18 protein-coding genes are annotated in these 16,041 nt (G+C 43.7%); 2 read left to right on the top strand and 16 right to left on the bottom strand.

The features are described 5' to 3' along the window. Positions 1–52 precede the first annotated feature (52 nt). The 16 genes from ychF to G4D54_01375 all read right to left on the bottom strand — a co-directional run bounded on the left by ychF (position 53) and on the right by G4D54_01375 (position 11,999). On the bottom strand, positions 53–1,156 hold the full coding sequence (ychF, locus tag G4D54_01450) for a redox-regulated ATPase YchF (protein ID QJA01170.1): 1,104 nt from the start codon (positions 1,154–1,156) through the stop codon (positions 53–55). A gap of 72 nt (positions 1,157–1,228) precedes the next feature. Then, positions 1,229–1,639, bottom strand: coding sequence for an NADH-quinone oxidoreductase (locus G4D54_01445; protein QJA01169.1), 411 nt, complete (start codon positions 1,637–1,639; stop codon positions 1,229–1,231). A 5-nt stretch (positions 1,640–1,644) separates the two neighbouring features. Further along, positions 1,645–1,842, bottom strand: coding sequence for a helix-turn-helix transcriptional regulator (locus G4D54_01440; GenBank protein QJA01168.1), 198 nt, complete (start codon positions 1,840–1,842; stop codon positions 1,645–1,647). Positions 1,843–2,013: 171 nt separating this feature from the next. Further along, positions 2,014–2,229 carry a DUF951 domain-containing protein gene (locus tag G4D54_01435; GenBank protein QJA01167.1) on the bottom strand — a complete coding sequence of 72 codons (216 nt, stop codon included), beginning with the start codon at positions 2,227–2,229 and terminating at the stop codon, positions 2,014–2,016. Positions 2,230–2,243: 14 nt separating this feature from the next. Then, positions 2,244–2,441 carry a hypothetical protein gene (locus G4D54_01430; protein QJA01166.1) on the bottom strand — a complete coding sequence of 66 codons (198 nt, stop codon included), beginning with the start codon at positions 2,439–2,441 and terminating at the stop codon, positions 2,244–2,246. A 1-nt stretch (position 2,442) separates the two neighbouring features. After that, complete coding sequence (gene folD / locus G4D54_01425; GenBank protein QJA01165.1) at positions 2,443–3,291, bottom strand: bifunctional methylenetetrahydrofolate dehydrogenase/methenyltetrahydrofolate cyclohydrolase FolD; 849 nt, start codon at positions 3,289–3,291, stop codon at positions 2,443–2,445. Between the two features lie 11 nt (positions 3,292–3,302). Then, the gene (locus tag G4D54_01420; GenBank protein QJA01164.1) at positions 3,303–3,749 is read right to left on the bottom strand and encodes a D-tyrosyl-tRNA(Tyr) deacylase; all 447 of its coding nucleotides are present in this window, start codon (positions 3,747–3,749) and stop codon (positions 3,303–3,305) included. A 558-nt stretch (positions 3,750–4,307) separates the two neighbouring features. Next, positions 4,308–4,976 carry a class II aldolase/adducin family protein gene (locus tag G4D54_01415; protein QJA01163.1) on the bottom strand — a complete coding sequence of 223 codons (669 nt, stop codon included), beginning with the start codon at positions 4,974–4,976 and terminating at the stop codon, positions 4,308–4,310. 153 nt (positions 4,977–5,129) lie between these two features. Next, complete coding sequence (rhaD, locus tag G4D54_01410; GenBank protein QJA01162.1) at positions 5,130–5,912, bottom strand: rhamnulose-1-phosphate aldolase; 783 nt, start codon at positions 5,910–5,912, stop codon at positions 5,130–5,132. A gap of 14 nt (positions 5,913–5,926) precedes the next feature. Beyond that, positions 5,927–7,255, bottom strand: coding sequence for an RNA polymerase factor sigma-54 (rpoN, locus tag G4D54_01405; GenBank protein QJA01161.1), 1,329 nt, complete (start codon positions 7,253–7,255; stop codon positions 5,927–5,929). 47 nt (positions 7,256–7,302) lie between these two features. Beyond that, complete coding sequence (locus G4D54_01400; GenBank protein QJA01160.1) at positions 7,303–8,343, bottom strand: alcohol dehydrogenase catalytic domain-containing protein; 1,041 nt, start codon at positions 8,341–8,343, stop codon at positions 7,303–7,305. Between the two features lie 19 nt (positions 8,344–8,362). Then, the gene (dhaL, locus tag G4D54_01395; GenBank protein QJA01159.1) at positions 8,363–9,010 is read right to left on the bottom strand and encodes a dihydroxyacetone kinase subunit L; all 648 of its coding nucleotides are present in this window, start codon (positions 9,008–9,010) and stop codon (positions 8,363–8,365) included. Continuing rightward, positions 9,010–9,999: a dihydroxyacetone kinase subunit DhaK gene (gene dhaK, locus G4D54_01390; protein ID QJA01158.1), complete on the bottom strand. Its 990-nt coding sequence runs from the start codon at positions 9,997–9,999 to the stop codon at positions 9,010–9,012. The genes dhaL and dhaK overlap by 1 nt, the downstream gene beginning before the upstream one ends. After that, the gene (locus G4D54_01385; protein QJA01157.1) at positions 9,996–10,214 is read right to left on the bottom strand and encodes a hypothetical protein; all 219 of its coding nucleotides are present in this window, start codon (positions 10,212–10,214) and stop codon (positions 9,996–9,998) included. Before G4D54_01385 ends, dhaK begins: the two co-directional genes overlap by 4 nt. A 122-nt stretch (positions 10,215–10,336) precedes the next feature. Beyond that, positions 10,337–11,683, bottom strand: coding sequence for a PTS galactitol transporter subunit IIC (locus tag G4D54_01380; GenBank protein ID QJA01156.1), 1,347 nt, complete (start codon positions 11,681–11,683; stop codon positions 10,337–10,339). 25 nt (positions 11,684–11,708) lie between these two features. Next, complete coding sequence (locus G4D54_01375) at positions 11,709–11,999, bottom strand: PTS sugar transporter subunit IIB (GenBank protein QJA01155.1); 291 nt, start codon at positions 11,997–11,999, stop codon at positions 11,709–11,711. Positions 12,000–12,549: 550 nt separating this feature from the next. Here G4D54_01375 and G4D54_01370 point away from each other — a divergent pair. Together G4D54_01370 and G4D54_01365 are read left to right on the top strand one after the other, a co-directional pair. Continuing rightward, positions 12,550–13,026 (top strand): PTS sugar transporter subunit IIA, encoded by a 477-nt coding sequence (locus tag G4D54_01370; protein QJA01154.1) that lies wholly within the window; start codon positions 12,550–12,552, stop codon positions 13,024–13,026. A gap of 189 nt (positions 13,027–13,215) precedes the next feature. Further along, positions 13,216–16,029 (top strand): sigma 54-interacting transcriptional regulator, encoded by a 2,814-nt coding sequence (locus G4D54_01365; GenBank protein ID QJA01153.1) that lies wholly within the window; start codon positions 13,216–13,218, stop codon positions 16,027–16,029. Positions 16,030–16,041: the final 12 nt, after the last annotated feature.

Here is a 16,041-nt window from a genome sequence, read left to right as displayed (position 1 = left end):
AAACCTCTTTTTACATATGATAAATGAATTGCATCAACAGGTGCTTTGTTTCCTAAACATTAAATCGGAAATGCAGAACATCTCCATCCTGAACAACATATTCCTTACCTTCCAGACGCAGCTTTCCTGCCTCCTTTACAGCCTGTTCAGTTTCCAGTTTATCAATGTCATCAAACTTATAGCATTCTGCACGGATAAAGCCTTTCTCAAAATCCGTGTGTATCACACCGGCACACTGCGGTGCCAGCATTCCGCGATGAAATGTCCATGCCCGGCATTCATCCTCTCCGGCTGTCAGGAAGGTGCATAAATCCAAAATATGATATGCTGTCTTTATCACCTTATCAAGACCGCTTTCCTGAATTCCAAGCTCGTTCAAAAACTCCGTTTTCTCTTCTTTATCCAGCTCTGAAAGCTCCTCTTCAATCTTCGCACAAACAGGAACAACCTCATTATGCTCCAAGTTTGCAAGCTCCTTCACCTTCTGAAAATATGGATTGGCTTGCGGATCGGCGATTTCCTCATCCGACATGTTTGCTATATAAATCATTGGTTTGATAGTCAGAAGGCTGAATGCCTTAATCAGCAGCAGCTCATCCTTATCAAGCTCTACACTTCGCGCAGGCTTTACGGCCTCCAGCGCTTCCTTCAGCTTCTTCAAAACGACAACCTCTGCAAGTGCATCCTTGTCCTTATTCGTGACAGCCTTGCGCTCCACCTTGCTTAAACGGTTATCAATTGTCTGTAAATCCGCCATAATCAGCTCCAGATTGATGATTTCAATATCACGTATCGGATCAACACTTCCTTCGACATGCGTAATATCCGCATCATCAAAGCAGCGTACTACATGGCAGATGGCATCCGTTAGACGGATGTTGCTCAGAAACTGGTTTCCAAGCCCCTCTCCCTTGCTGGCTCCCTTAACCAGACCGGCAATATCCGTAAATTCAAAGGTTGTATAAATGGTTTTCTTTGGGTGAAACAGCTCCACCAGACGGTCGATTCTATAATCAGGCACTTCCACGACTCCAACGTTTGGCTGTATGGTCGCAAACGGGTAATTCGCAGCTTCTACCTGGCTTTTTGTAATGGCGTTAAATAATGTGGATTTACCGACATTGGGCAATCCGACGATTCCTGCAGTTAATGGCATATACTATCCTTCCTCTCGCTTTACCATTTTATCGTTTTTTTCGCATATATGCAAGCAAATACGGGGAATCCGTTATTTCTTCCAATCTGTCCTACGGATCCACAAACTTATGCTGATACTAAACACCATCATGAGGGAAATGATATTCATAACTGCCAGTGTTTCTCCGCGAATGAGATCAAAGATCGTCAAGGCTGCCAGCACGACCGACAACGCGGTAAATACATAAGCAATAAACGCCATTCTGCCATCCTTCAGCGGACCAAAATAAGAGTTACTTAAAATACTTGCCACAGAGCCGTATGTTATAGCAATACAGACAATACTGATCAGCGTTTCTCCAAAGCCGACATTCTTTTCGAAATCATACAGATGCATATCGTTTAGAAATGCAGCCAGTAACATGAGTATAATCGTTATGAGGAAGGCACGAGTCATAATTCTGCCGCGAACCTGTTCCTGTCGTTCATCAAAGTTTTTCATAATCTTCACTCCTCCCAAAATAAATCATTCAGTGTTTTTCCCAATACCCGGCATATGGTAATACATAAATTTATACTTGGGTTATAATCTCCCTTTTCGATGGCATTGATTGTCTGTCTGGTTACACTGACTTTTTCTGCAAGCTGTTCCTGTGTCAGATCCATCGCTGCTCTCGCGGCCTTCAATTTCAGATTTTTCGCCATTGCACCACTTCCTCTTCCCTTTTATTGTATGCTTTATTTTCTATTATGTCAATTATATTTTACATTCATATTTTATTAATGCTTTGAATAGGTTTGTCCTTGCTATTATTATAAGTATAAGGCGCTGTTGTATCTTTCCCCTACCTTATAAAAAAGACATCACATAGGATGTCAGTTTTCATTCGTTTCTCCGGGAGCCTTTTCTATAATTCTTTTTAATTTCTTTTCAAACTGCACTCTGGGAAACAGCACACTTGTACCACAGCCCAGACATTTAATGCGAATATCTGCCCCCATACGTATAATTTTCCAATATTTTGATTTATGACATGGATGTTCCTTTTTCATTTCGACGATATCATTGAGATCATAATCTTTTTCTATCATAAGCACCTCCACATTTATAAGACAATTTCCAGAATTCCGATGATCATATACCCTATCAGAATCCACATGGTGATTCCCATAAGCACACACAGCAGCTTCTTCAGCGTTTTGTTCCAGCCCTTATACAGGCTGTCAAGAAACAGCTCCATCAGACCGTAGGTCCCACATGCCAGTCCCTCAACCAGTATCTCACCCAAAAATTCTATCAGCATATCAGCGGTGTTTCCGATAGGATTCCAGCGTATTTTCCAAGAGCATTGCAATGGTCATCGGTCCAACGCCCTTAGGTACCGGTGTAATTACGGCCGTCTTGTCTTTCACTCTCTCAAAATCCACATCACCGCACAGCCTGCCATCCACACGGTTAATGCCGACATCAATGACAACAGCTCCCTTTTTCACCCAGTCAGCCGTAACCAGGCGGGGACTTCCAACGGATGCGATCAGGATATCCGCTTCCGCACAGATTTCTTCGATATTCCTTGTCCTAGAATGGCAAATGGTTACCGTGGCATTGCGGTTTAACAGCAGGTGCGCAACCGGCTTTCCAACAATATTGCTGCGGCCGATGACGACTGCGCGAAGACCGCTTAAATCAGAATATCCAGCAGTGTCCAGCATACGCAGGATTCCCTTTGGAGTACAGGGCAGATAGGTATCCTCCTGCAGCATCAGCTTTCCTATATTATATGGATGAAAGCCATCGACATCCTTTTGCGGATCAATAGCAAACAGAACTTTATGCTCATCCATATGCTTTGGCAGCGGGAGCTGTACCAGAATACCGTCTATGGAGGTATCCGTATTCAATCTGTGAATTTCCGCCAAAAGCGCTTCTTCTGTGGTATCCTCCTGCAGCCGCAGCAGAATGTTTTCCATTCCGATTTCTCTGCACGCCTTTTCCTTACCGGTCACATAGGACAGGCTGGCAGGATTATCCCCTACCAGAATCACAACAAGCTTCGGAATCCTTTTTCCTTTCTCACGCAGCTCATCAATCTGTTCCTTCAACGAGGTACGTATATCCTTCGCTATTTCACTTCCATATAAAATTGTGCCCATTTCACTTCCTCCTACCATTCTTCACTGTCCAGCAAAATTGTAACCGGACCGTCATTCAGTAAATCCACCTTCATATCCGCACCGAAGATCCCCGTTTCCACATGGATACCATAAGTACGGAGCTCTTCATTAAATGCATGGTACATCGGCTGTGCAAAATCCCCGCGTGCCGCTTTTTCAAATCCCGGGCGTCTTCCCCGTTTACAATCCGCATACAGCGTAAACTGTGATATAGAAAGAATACTGCCACCGATATCCTGAAGCCCTCTGTTCATTTTTCCATTTTCATCCTCAAATACACGAAGCTGTGCGCATTTTCCTGCCATCTTCCTCATGATGTCCTCGGTATCCGTCGGCGTAATTCCCACCAGCAGCAGAAATCCCTGCTGTATACTTCCTGTTATAGCTCCATCAACACGCACACTTGCATGCTGTACCCTCTGTAGCAATACTCTCATGATGTCACCTCGCTGTTTCCTAGTATACCGTAACTTTGTAACAAACACAATTCTATTTTCTGAATATTTTTCATTTTAGGGAGAGATTCCGAAAATAAACATATATGAAGCAGGAATTAGTTGTTCAAAGAAACAATGATTTTCATTTGCATCAAGCTTTCTGAATCATTCCTATGGAAAAAGCTGACGTTGACGATAAAACAAATTCATCCTTTTTGTGTATCTTTAAATAGCTGTGACAGACGATATCTTGTAGCATACTGTCAGCCTTTGTCACAAGGGCAAAGCCTGATTCCGGTTTATCCATAGCATTCGCATTGGATTTCTGCGTATTTCAAACATTTCGTATATGTGCCGACAAAATACGATGCAGCCATATACAAGAAAAAGCCCAGTATTGGGCTTTCACTTCCTATATTGTTCATGCCTGCATTTTCTGTTGAAAAGCAATATCAGATGACACACAGCATGAACATACATATCCGGATTCCTTATGCATTTCCATATAACACATTTAACCTATGGAGAATCCTCCTCCGCGCTAAAAACTGACTGACATTATTCATCAGCGAAGCTGATTTCCTTTGGATACTCCCAGCATTGCAGCTCCTCCTGTGAAAAAGCTTCCGGTTCCTTTCCCTGATGTACTGTCAGCGCATTATAATACAACTGTGCCAGCTCCTCAATGTAATTGGCCTTTAAATACGCTTCGTAAATATCTCTTGTATCAAAAGCAACCGTACCATGCTTTTCCAGTAAAAAGCATTCCGCCTCCTTACAGACCTCAACAACAGAATCAGCCAGCTCCATCGTACCGGGGCGGCCATAGGGTGCTACCGGAATACGCGCCTTGGTGAGCCCGAAATTTGCGACCTCATATACGATTGCCGGAATCGGTTTGTTCAACAAAGCAAACGTGGTGCCATACATGGAGTGTGTATGCACGATTGCCCTCGCATCCTTTCTCGTCCTATAAATCATCAAATGCATCAAGGCTTCACTCGTCGGTCGTAATCCGGATGCATGCTCCAAAACATTGGCATCCAGATCCATAACAATCATATCACGGGGTGTCAGCATTTCGCGATCAACACTGGTCGGTGTAATAACAATATAGCCGCTTTTCGCATCACGGGCAGAAAAATTCCCTGATTTGTGTTTACATAAGCCATCCCTCTGCGCACGCTTTGCTATTTCACAAACATCCTTTTTTAAATGCTCTAACATATGAGGTTCCTCTCCTTTTCATATCCTTCTCTTTTATTTCATTCCAAAAGAAGCTGATCAAAACACTATCCAATGAGACATATGTTTCCTCTATGACAAAAGGAAAAGAAGTTGCTGTCTCCTTTTCCTTGCCATAATCGAAAGCTGAAGAAATCAGCTCAGTCCGAAATGTTCTTTCAATTCCCGTACATTTTCATCGGTCATTCCATGCATCATATTGGCTTTCACCAGAACATATACATACGCATTTTTATCGATTGCCTCAATCAAGCCGATGGCATCCGAAATGGAATTGCCACTCGAGAATATACCATGGAACGGCCACACAACGACCCTTTTATCCTTCATTTTATCAGCTGTCGCCGGACCGATCGGACCTTCTCCGCATTTCATCCAGGGCAATACTGCCAGTCCTTCTGGGAACACCAGCGCACACTCGGAATTCATCTTCCACAAGGTCTGTGTAAAGCTTTCCTCATCCAGCTCATGAATCATCGTCATTGCATTCAGGTAGGTTGGATGACAGTGCATTACAATTTTGTTGTTTGCATCATCTGCGAGCCTTGCACGATGACACAGTACATGGGCGGGAAGCTCGCTGGTTGGTCTTCCTCTTCCCTGATCAAGTCCCCACAGAATATCATATCCGTTTTCCTTGAACTGAATGATTCCCAGATCCCGTTCATACTTTTTCTTCATTGTGCGAAAGCATGCTCCGGATTTTGTGACAATAAATGCCTTTCCCTTTAAGCCAGCTGTATCAAAGGCAACATCAACAGATGCCGACACCTGCATATACTCCTTCAGCTGATCAAATTCATCATCTGAAAGAAGATAGCTGATATTTCCTGCATGATATTCTCCCCATCCTGCTTCCCAGAAATACTGGCAGGCATCAACGAGTTCTTCTACAAATGCTACGTCTAAAATATTCATTATGACGATCCTTTCTATATATGGATAGTCTTTCGATTCCGTGAGGACGGTATGCCGCATTCCTTTCGGTATAAGGTTACACTTCTTCTGGATATCACAAATCCGTCTTCCTCCAGCAGCTGACGAATTTTCTCATCGGAATAGGGATGCTGTTTATCCTCAGAACGGATGATTTCCTTAATCTCGTTTCGAATAGTATCTATGGAGGCTGTCACTTCTCCCTGCCGTTCATAGCATCTCGGCACTAAAAAGTGAAAGGAGTAGGTTCCATATTCACATTGAAAGAATTTACCGGAAATCGCTCTGCTTATGGTGGAGGTATGCATTTTTAGCTGTTCTGCGATATCCACAAGGCGTAGCGGCTTCAATGCACGTTCATCTCCTGTCTGGAAAAAGGCGGCCTGATATTCAACCAGAAAGGCTATGATTTTTTTCAGCGTCACCGACCTTCTGGAAATACTATATTGAAGCCATTTAAAATCATTCAGCTTTTCCTTCAGAAAGGCCTTTGCTTCCGCATTGCAAGCCGCTGATTTGTAAAGCTCATAGTTTTCCGTATTCATACTGAGCTTATCCTGCAGTCTGGCGTTCATTTCCAGAAGAAACGTAGAATCTTCTTTCCTTATATATACATCAGGAATGATAAACACCGTCTTCTCCCGTACTCTAAAGCCGTTTGCGGGTATGGGATTCAGTGAACGAATCAGCGACAACGCCTGTTTTACATGCTCCACATCGGTATGCTCCAACTTCGCAATTTTCAAAAAATCTCCTGTACTGAGTGCCTCCAGATGAGAACATACGATATGCTGTGCCAGAGTGGAGCCCTCGATTTCCGATAACTGAATGCATATGCATTCTCCGGTATCCTTTGCGCCCAATCCCTTCGGATCTACATGCTGCAGGACATGCAAATACTGCAGCAGCCTTGTCTTCTTTATATTCAGGAATCTGCACAAATCATCCGGTGTTTCTGAAAGAAATCCTCTGGAATCCAAAGACTCTAATAATACGGTAAAAACCTCTTCATCTTTTTTTGTCTGCATATGCGGATAGAGCTGCACGATGACATGCTCGAACAAATCATCCTGACTTTCATCCGCATATACAATTTCCTGAAGCTCACTCTGCTTTTTTCGAACCCGCTTAAAATCCAAATCGACATCTCTGGTCTTTAAGGATATTGTATTCTGATCAACATCAGAGAACGGATTATCCATCAGACTTGCATCGACCAGGGACTCCAGCTCATGCTGAGAAAGTGCCAGGATTTCCATAGAGGGTACGAGCTTCGATGAGAATTTCTGTTTCTGATTTTGTATAATTTCCAACGACTGTTTCATAGTTGAATTATACATCCATAAAACGCAGTTTTCAATTCCCTGTGTTTTTATTTATATACAATGCAGTTTTTGATAACCTTACCGCTAGCGTGCTCTACAATCGCCTTTTCAGTATCCTCAATACAGTATTCATTCTGTACAAAATCCTCTGCACTGATTGCCCCCATCTTCAACATTTCAAAGGCTGCATTTACATGCTGCGGAGTTGTATGGAACACGCCCTTCAATGTCAGCTGAGAATAGTGTACAAGTGTTGTATCCACAGGTACCTCCAGGCCTTTTTTCGTACCGCCGAAGAACAGAACCTCTCCGCCAGGTCTTGCCATACGCAGGGCAATCTGCCATACCTCCGGTAATCCGGCAGCTTCAATTGCCGCATCCACACCGCGCGCATCCGGTGTCAGCTCCTTCACTGCCTCTGCCTGATCCTTACCGTTGAGATCCTTAATATTGATGATCTCCTGAGCACCCAGCTTTTTCGCAAGTGCCAGTCTTTCCGGTGTCATATCACAGGCGATAACATGTGCACCTCTCAATACACACATACGTACAAACATCAGACCGATCGGACCGCAGCCGTTTACACAAACGTAGTCACCGAGATCAAAGTTCGTCATTTCCGTTCCATACAAGGCACAAGCCAGCGGTTCCAGCAGTGCAGCCTGCTTATAGGACATTCCTTCCGGAATATGGAAGGTATTCAGTTTGACGATTCTTTCCGGAATCAGCTGATACTCCGCATAGGCTCCGTTGGTAAACTGATTCTGAATCAGATCCACACACATGGACTCCTGTCCCTTTTTACAATAGTAACAGGTTCCGCAGGATGCAGAATTGTGTGCAACCACACGATCACCGACTTTAAACCCGGTAACCCCTTCACCGACAGCATATACGACACCGCTTGCTTCATGCCCCATGCCGAACGGTGGTTCATAGCGGTATCCACGTTTATACGTTTTCACATCTGTACCGCAGGTTAAGGTAACCTCATTTTTGATAACGATTTCTCCTGCTTTCGGTGCAGGTATCTCCACCTCCTCCACACGGATATCACCGGGTGCATAAAATTGTATTTTCTTCATCATAAGTATCTCCTCCTGTTTTTTATTTCAATGTATTCAATATCATATTTCCCATACATTCCAGCTGCATAGCCAGCGTAACAGCTCCAGGGTCCAGATGCCCTACACCCTTATCGCTTCGATAGCTGGCTCTTCCTTTTACAGCTTCCATTTCCTTTGTACGCTTCGCACCGTTTGCGGCGCCTTCCATAAAATCCTGAATGATTTCTTCATCACGCCTGCCTGCGTCCAATCCTTCCCTATATGCACGAAGTGCCGGGTATAATGCATCGATCATCGTTTTCTGTCCGGGCTCTGTTTTTCCACGCTTCATGATTTCCTGCAGCATGGCGTCATACACCTCATACAGACCGTGTACATCCAGCACAGCTTTGCCGGCACAAGCTCTTCCGGCCGCCATGTATCCGCTGCCATAAAGCGCCCCGGAGGAGCCTCCGACAGCTGAATACATTGTCATTCCAACCTTTTTGAACATATCTGCCAGCGTCATGTCTTCCAGCTCCTTTGACAGAGCTGTTATTTTTTCAAATCCCATATTCACATTCACCCAGTGATCGCCATCCCCTGTCGTGGAGTCCAGCTCCGTGACATAGTCCCTCTGCGCAGCAATCACCTCACGGGCTTCCTGAAAATAGCGGATAAAATCCTTTGTCTGTAATTGAAATCCCATTATCCAATCTCCTTAAATGCCGGGGTATTGCTTGGATACTCCAGCAGCCTTTTCAATTCCTCATCCAGCTGTAGGATACTGCAGGATGCCCCTGCCATTTCAATAGCCGTCATATAGTTTCCAACATAATATTTGACCGGCTTCAGACCTTCGGCACATAGCCGGGTATGCACATCAGAAGCCAGAATATATAATTCCATCAAAGGAGTGGCACCCAGACCGTTGATCATGACTGCAACCTCGCTATGTCCATAGTCCTTATCCGCAAGGATTCTGTTTACCATGATATCCGCAATTTCCTTTGACGGCTTCAGCTTCGTTTTCTCAATACCTGCTTCACCGTGGATGCCCATACCGACCTCCATGCAGTCCTCCTCAATCGTAAAGCCGCAAGTGCCGACCGCCGGAATCGTACAGGCTGATAACGATACACCAAAGCTTCTTACGTTCTCAATCGTTTTTTCCGCAACACGCTTAACCTCGGCAAGGGATGCCCCTGTTTCTGCTTTCGCACCGGCAAGCTTATGCACGAATACTGTTCCTGCAATACCACGTCTGCCAGTAGATTCATCACTTTCCGCAACAGCAACATCATCCCTCACAACGACATGATCAACCTCGATACCTTCCATGCCGGCAAGCTCTTCTGCGATTTCAAAGTTCATGATATCTCCGGCATAATTCTTTATGATCAGCAGAACACCATGACCGGAGTCTGCAAGCTGAATTCCACGCAGCACCCGGTCCGGGGACGGCGATGCGAACACATTACCGCTCACTGCGGCATCCAGCATACCATAGCCGACATAGCCGGCATGCGCCGGTTCATGACCGCTGCCTCCTCCGGATACAAGCCCGACCTTATCACTTTTTTCCTTGCGGGCAATGACGACGCCTTCCCTGTCATATAAAACATCCGGATTCGCGATTTCAATACCCTGCAGCATTTCTTCAACAACGGCATTCGGATTATTTATTATCTTTTTCATTTCTGTTGTCTCCCTGGTGTAAACCACTCATTTTTAATCCCCCTCTGCGTATATACCTTCGGTAATTCAACCTTGTCATTTAATTTTCGCAGTCCGGCAGTGGAAACGGCGCAGAGTATTGCCAGCACCCAGTTGCGTGTCACTACTGATAAAAGAAGCGCGACAGCTGTCATACAAACGCCTATATACCACCAAAACTGTTGAAATCTGCTCATAGGATCACCTCATTCTTCATTTTGCTTATTGCATTACTATGATAGATACTGTGTCAATTTGCAGCGACATAAGCTGCTTTTCCATAGGTTATATTACAACATACAGAAGGAAAGACACTTTTTTACTGTCCGGATTCCAGACGTTCCTTTGCGGCTTTTTCTCTTGCGGGTGCCAGCTTCAGGAAGTACAGAATTCCCAGTGCCACAACAGCAACACATGCCACGATACCGATCATATTGCCAGTTGCTGCTTCATATATTGCAAAACGGATTTCCGCAATATCGCAGCCCCACCATGTGATATCGGTGTTGTAGGTTCCGGCAGTATTTGCAAGACTAGTCAGGAGCGGTCCCATAACGGATGCCGCGTAGCTTAAAATCGGACACCAGATCCAGGAAACGATACACATTTTCAGCACATCGCCCTTCATTGCCAGGAACAGTGGTACACAAACACAGACATTCATCAGATTTCCAAGAACCAGTGCAGTATTTCCCGGCAGAATCAGCGAGAAGATCAATGCAACCGGAATTGTAAGAATGATGGCAACCCAGATTTCAGAGTTCCCTGCCAGAATTGGCCAGTCAAGCCCAATGATCAGCTCACGGCCAGGGAATTTCTTTTTCACCCATTCACTTGCCGCATCGGAAATCGGTGTCAGTGCGGTCATAAACAGCTTGGAAACCATCGGGAATAAGGTCAATGCAGTACCTGCCTGTACACCGAGCAGCAATGCACCGGAACCCTGTCCTGCCGCAAGACCGATAATGGTTCCCATCAGGAAGCCAAGTACGTGATTTTCACCGAAGATACCGATTTTATTACGTATTTCCTGCGCATTCAACGTCTTTGTATTTGGCAGAATCTTATCCAGTATATTTGCAATCGGATAGAAGAAGATATTACTTAAAAACATACAGTGCGGCATACCTACAGAAGGAACACCGGTAAGCTCCAGAATCTGATACTTCGTGTAATCCGCATTCTTTAATTCCGCGATAATCTGTACAATAGCAACGATAAAGCCAACAATCACATTATTGCATGCACTTGTGACAAGGAAGGCTGTAAACACCTTGTTTCCTACATTCCACATATCCACATTCAGACAGTTCGTCCATCCGAGCAGCAGCATGATAACATTGATGGCAATCTGTATCGGGAACATGAGGAACGCATACTGCCACTGCCACGCAAGTCCAAGGGCCGGTGCCCATCCCATATCGATATACTTTAATGTACTATCTGATCCCTCAACGATTGTTGTGAAAGCAGCCCCGACGGTATCCCCCATATACCCAATCAATAAATTGATACCAATAAATGCAACACCTAAGGTCAATGCGGATGAGAACGCCTTGCCAGGTTTCATGCCTACGATCAAGCCGATAATGAATAACACAATCGGAAGAAATACGGCAGCGCCCAGGTCCAGAAGACCCTGGAATACGGTAGCTAACATTTCCATAATTTTTTTCTCCTCTTCTTTTCTTTTACTTTAATGCTTTGACAATCTCGTCAATGCAGGCATCCTTGCCCATTCCTGTCAGCAGCGGAATCCCGCTGATTACCGGAATGTCATAGCTTTGTACCACACCGCGCATCGGGGTAATGGATACATAGACATCTGCAGTCTTGATGAAATTATCAAGTGACTTGATATCGACAGCCTCGGCCTTCGCCAGATTACTCAATCCGCGTTCTTCCAGCGCCATATTGATTTTTGTAGCGCATGTAGCCGAGGTTGCGATACCACCTCCGCAAGCAACGATAATTGTTTTCATCTCATTCTCCTTTCTAACCATCTTTCAGGTCGTTTACGCCTATTTAATAAAGCAAAAATTTTGCCAATTCCAGTGAACAGACACTTTTTCTTCTGTTTTTACACCGGAGAAAGCATAGGGAAGCTATATGCAAAAATGCTTTTTTGCCTCTTCTTATGTCTTACAGAATGGCTGTTTTTCCAATATGCTTCCTTATATATGTAACCCAAATTCCCCAACGCTCTTTTTATAACGTATATCCCTTTCATGCATGCTTACAGATAACTGCATTTATTTATTATTTCTTTTATATTTTCTATGCTATAATTTTAAATGAGATTTCAATCACGAACGAATATGCTCTGTAAATTATAGCTTTTCCATGCCCCTATGGTATCACAAACAACCTCTGCATGTTATCTGCATAAGCATAGTGATAAATTTCAGCACGATAAACAGGAGCTTAAGGGAAGCATTTTCTCATAAATTTTCAGATATATTTCAGAATCAGCTTATAATTCCATAGTTTGGCAAGATTTTTGCTTTAATAAAAAGCGGGAGGTATTCAATTATGGAAAAATACAATATAAGGGATTTATTATTTGAAGAACTGATAGAATTAACACTGGAAGCAGAGGATTTTGAGGATGCTATCAAAAAAATCGGTGAGGATGCATACCGGAAGGGATATGTTAAGGAAGGGTTTGCGGATGCAGTTATCAAAAGAGAAAAGCTGTACCCGACAGCATTACCCACGGAGGTACTTAAGGTTGCAATCCCTCATCCCATGGAAAGGGATACGGTTAAGAAATCGGCAATCATCATTACAAAGCTGAAAACCCCTGTGGATTTCACACTAATGGGATCAGATAATGAAACCGTACCGGTAAATATCATCTTTACGCTCGCTGTGAATGGTGCTGAGCATCAGCTGACAATTCTGCAAAAGCTTGTCGGAATGTTTTCAGAGAAGGAATCCATGGAGCGGATTAAAGCTTCCACCACGCCAAAGGAGATTATGAACTCATTGATTGAGCTTTTATCCTAAACGGGTGCTGTCTGTACGTTTCTGCAACATTTCATACGCAGAAACAAAGCACAGATATCATGCAATACAATAGAGAAAGGCATTTGCAGTGCTCTTTTGCACAATGGCAAACTGCACATTCATTAATAAACGTACTGCTGCATCATGGTAAAACAAACGATGCATTCATAAAAGAAAAGAGGTGTAGATATGTCTGAGCAGGAAGTATTCGATTATATCTATTCTGTCATTACAAGGGAATATCTGGAAAACAGAATTCAGAAGAAAGAGAATTTCGGAATCACAGCAAAGGATATCGCTGATCACTTTAACACATACCGTTCGACGGTCAGTACCATGCTGAATACGGCTGTCAAGAACGGCTTGTTTATTAAAATTGAAACCCGACCTGTTTTATTTGTTCCTGTGGATATCGTAAAGAAGGAACTGCATGTTCACCTGGAAAAGAGTGTTTATACCCCGGAGGAAATCAGAAATCTGTTTTTCAAAAAAGAACAGGAGGCAGATTCCTTTTCCATCATGATTGGCCATGACGGCAGCCAGTCTTTACAGATTAAGCAGGCGCAGTCCGCAATTTTATACCCGCCAAAGGGGCTGCACACACTGATTACCGGAGAAAGCGGCACTGGAAAGACATTATTCGCGCATACAATGTATGACTATGGCAGAAAAATAAAAGGTATGAGTGAAAAGGAATATCCCTTCGTGGAATTCAACTGTGCGGACTACTATCACAATCCACAGCTTTTACTGTCACAGCTGTTCGGACATATCCGGGGCGCTTTTACCGGCGCGGATCAGGAAACGGAGGGTCTTGTTGAAAAAGCTAATCACGGAATATTGTTTCTCGATGAAATTCACAGACTTCCTCCGGAGGGACAGGAGCTGTTATTCTATCTTATGGATACCGGACAGTACCGCAAGATGGGGGAAGCAAATACGATACGGAAAGCGGATATCCTCATCATTGGAGCTACAACAGAAAATCCGAAGGATGTCCTGTTGAAAACCTTTAAGCGCAGAATCCCTCTTACGATCAATCTGCCGCCGCTGCGCGAGCGCCCGCTACAGGAAAAGCTGAAAATCATGGAGCATCTCTTTTCCAAGGAGGCGATCCTTACACAGCGTACCTATATCATTGATGCGGATATTGTGAAAGCCATCACCCTGTATGATTTTACAGAAAATATCGGACAGCTTGCCTCTGAAATAAAAATACTTTGTGCCCGCTCTTTCCTTGAAAGTAAAACCAAGGAATTCGGTGAAATCAAGGTTCCCTATGTATTTCTGTCAGACAATATCCGAGAGGCTTATAAAAAGTATAGGAAAATCGGATATACCTTCACCGACAATTATGAGAATTACAACTATGACCTGGTAATCACACCTTCCAATGAGATTACACATGTAAAGGAAAACGTACTGAATGAAGAAGCATACTGCAGTCTGATTGATGAGATTCGCAATTATTCCAGACAGGGACTGACGAGCGATGAGGTCGCAATTCGCATATCCTCCGCAGTGTCTTCCTATTATGACGAAATTCTCAACAGCATGTATTTTAAAACAGTAAACAAGGATGAGCTTTATAAGATTATCGAGCCGCGCATTGTCGATTTCTCACTGGAGGTCATGAAGGAAATACAAAACCGCCTGTCTGTAAAAATAACGGAGCAGAGCATCCTCGTTCTGGCCTTTCATTTAAAATTTCTTATTGACAGATTGCGGAAAATAAAGCTGACGGAGAGCAGCTCCGTGCCTGTGAAAACAGGTGATGCGATTGTTGATGATATGATCGACAGGATCGAAAGCAAGTTTTCTCTGCGTCTGCCAACGGATGAGAAAAAGTTCTTTCAGCTGCTGATCAAGAATATTACAAGTGATATTGTTCCGGATAATTCATCAAAGGCTGCCTTATATATTCTTGCTCATGGCAATACGGCATCCAGCATAGCAGAGGTATGCAACCGCCTGCTGCATACGGATTTTGTAAGGGCATTTGATATGCCGCTGACACAGGATGTCAATCAGAGCTACCAGCTGTTTATGGAGGAAATCGAGAGTCTGCATCTCAAAAAGGGTGTGATGATTCTGGCGGACATGGGCTCTCTTCTGGATTTTGGACATAAGCTGACCAGAGATACCGGTATCCCCACACATACGATTCCAAACGTATCCACAGCGATTGCTTTGGACTTTGCGCACATCATGCTGAATCGCAATGAGCATATTGACCTCACCTATAATGAATATCTGATTAAAAACCGCTTTGAGCCTGCTTTTGCAAGCTCAGAGAAAGAGCCTGCAATCATATCCGCATGTTCATCCGGTCAGGGGACAAGTATCGCATTTAAAAATATGATTGTTGAAATATTAAAGGAAAATTCGCTTGGCTACATCCATGTATTTGCGTTAAGCAATGAGGAGCTTCAAAAGAAAAATGAGACCTATCAGGAAATCGTGGACAGCTACAATCTGGTTGCAGTCATTGGAAATGTACATATTGATGTGGATGCCCCTTTCTTTCATATATCCGAACTGGTTACCGATGATAAAAAGGAGAATTTCATTAAATTTCTGAACAAAACAGGAGTAAGCGAACAAAAGACAAAGCATAAAAAAACAGACCAGAGTGCAGAGGAAGCTGCAGGATTTCTGGCCCAGCATGTTATGTATGTAAATCCACTGGCTGTTCAGAAGGTTGCCGCGGAGTTTTTAGAAAATCTTTTTGATGATCTGGAGTATGAAGAAAAAAACAGAGCCTCTACCGGATTCTCATTAATTATCCATATCGGTTTTATGATTGAGCGTATCATAGCAAATAAGACAATCATATTTGACCATAAGACGCCCTATTTGGACAGTAATAAAGAGATTTTTCAGAAAATAAGAAGCCATATCAAGTCCATTGAGGAGGCCTTTGAAATTGAGATCAGTGATGATGAAATCTGTTATATGATGATCACCCTGTATCCGAATACATATGATGCAGCTGTTGCATAACAGTGGAAGCGC

The organism is [Clostridium] innocuum, from assembly GCA_012317185.1.
In the GTDB taxonomy this organism is placed as follows: domain Bacteria; phylum Bacillota_I; class Bacilli_A; order Erysipelotrichales; family Erysipelotrichaceae; genus Clostridium_AQ; species Clostridium_AQ innocuum.
This window is presented reverse-complemented; position numbering and strand designations above follow the sequence as displayed.

What these genes read in the sequence shown, in the direction of transcription:
- ychF (QJA01170.1), bottom strand. Translation starts at nt 1,156, where the DNA reads ATGCCATTAACTGCAGGAATCGTCGGATTGCCCAATGTCGGTAAATCC.
- G4D54_01445 (QJA01169.1), bottom strand. Translation starts at nt 1,639, where the DNA reads ATGAAAAACTTTGATGAACGACAGGAACAGGTTCGCGGCAGAATTATG.
- G4D54_01440 (QJA01168.1), bottom strand. Translation starts at nt 1,842, where the DNA reads ATGGCGAAAAATCTGAAATTGAAGGCCGCGAGAGCAGCGATGGATCTG.
- G4D54_01435 (QJA01167.1), bottom strand. Translation starts at nt 2,229, where the DNA reads ATGATAGAAAAAGATTATGATCTCAATGATATCGTCGAAATGAAAAAG.
- G4D54_01430 (QJA01166.1), bottom strand. Translation starts at nt 2,441, where the DNA reads ATGCTGATAGAATTTTTGGGTGAGATACTGGTTGAGGGACTGGCATGT.
- folD (QJA01165.1), bottom strand. Translation starts at nt 3,291, where the DNA reads ATGGGCACAATTTTATATGGAAGTGAAATAGCGAAGGATATACGTACC.
- G4D54_01420 (QJA01164.1), bottom strand. Translation starts at nt 3,749, where the DNA reads ATGAGAGTATTGCTACAGAGGGTACAGCATGCAAGTGTGCGTGTTGAT.
- G4D54_01415 (QJA01163.1), bottom strand. Translation starts at nt 4,976, where the DNA reads ATGTTAGAGCATTTAAAAAAGGATGTTTGTGAAATAGCAAAGCGTGCG.
- rhaD (QJA01162.1), bottom strand. Translation starts at nt 5,912, where the DNA reads ATGAATATTTTAGACGTAGCATTTGTAGAAGAACTCGTTGATGCCTGC.
- rpoN (QJA01161.1), bottom strand. Translation starts at nt 7,255, where the DNA reads ATGAAACAGTCGTTGGAAATTATACAAAATCAGAAACAGAAATTCTCA.
- G4D54_01400 (QJA01160.1), bottom strand. Translation starts at nt 8,343, where the DNA reads ATGATGAAGAAAATACAATTTTATGCACCCGGTGATATCCGTGTGGAG.
- dhaL (QJA01159.1), bottom strand. Translation starts at nt 9,010, where the DNA reads ATGGGATTTCAATTACAGACAAAGGATTTTATCCGCTATTTTCAGGAA.
- dhaK (QJA01158.1), bottom strand. Translation starts at nt 9,999, where the DNA reads ATGAAAAAGATAATAAATAATCCGAATGCCGTTGTTGAAGAAATGCTG.
- G4D54_01385 (QJA01157.1), bottom strand. Translation starts at nt 10,214, where the DNA reads ATGAGCAGATTTCAACAGTTTTGGTGGTATATAGGCGTTTGTATGACA.
- G4D54_01380 (QJA01156.1), bottom strand. Translation starts at nt 11,683, where the DNA reads ATGGAAATGTTAGCTACCGTATTCCAGGGTCTTCTGGACCTGGGCGCT.
- G4D54_01375 (QJA01155.1), bottom strand. Translation starts at nt 11,999, where the DNA reads ATGAAAACAATTATCGTTGCTTGCGGAGGTGGTATCGCAACCTCGGCT.
- G4D54_01370 (QJA01154.1), top strand. Translation starts at nt 12,550, where the DNA reads ATGGAAAAATACAATATAAGGGATTTATTATTTGAAGAACTGATAGAA.
- G4D54_01365 (QJA01153.1), top strand. Translation starts at nt 13,216, where the DNA reads ATGTCTGAGCAGGAAGTATTCGATTATATCTATTCTGTCATTACAAGG.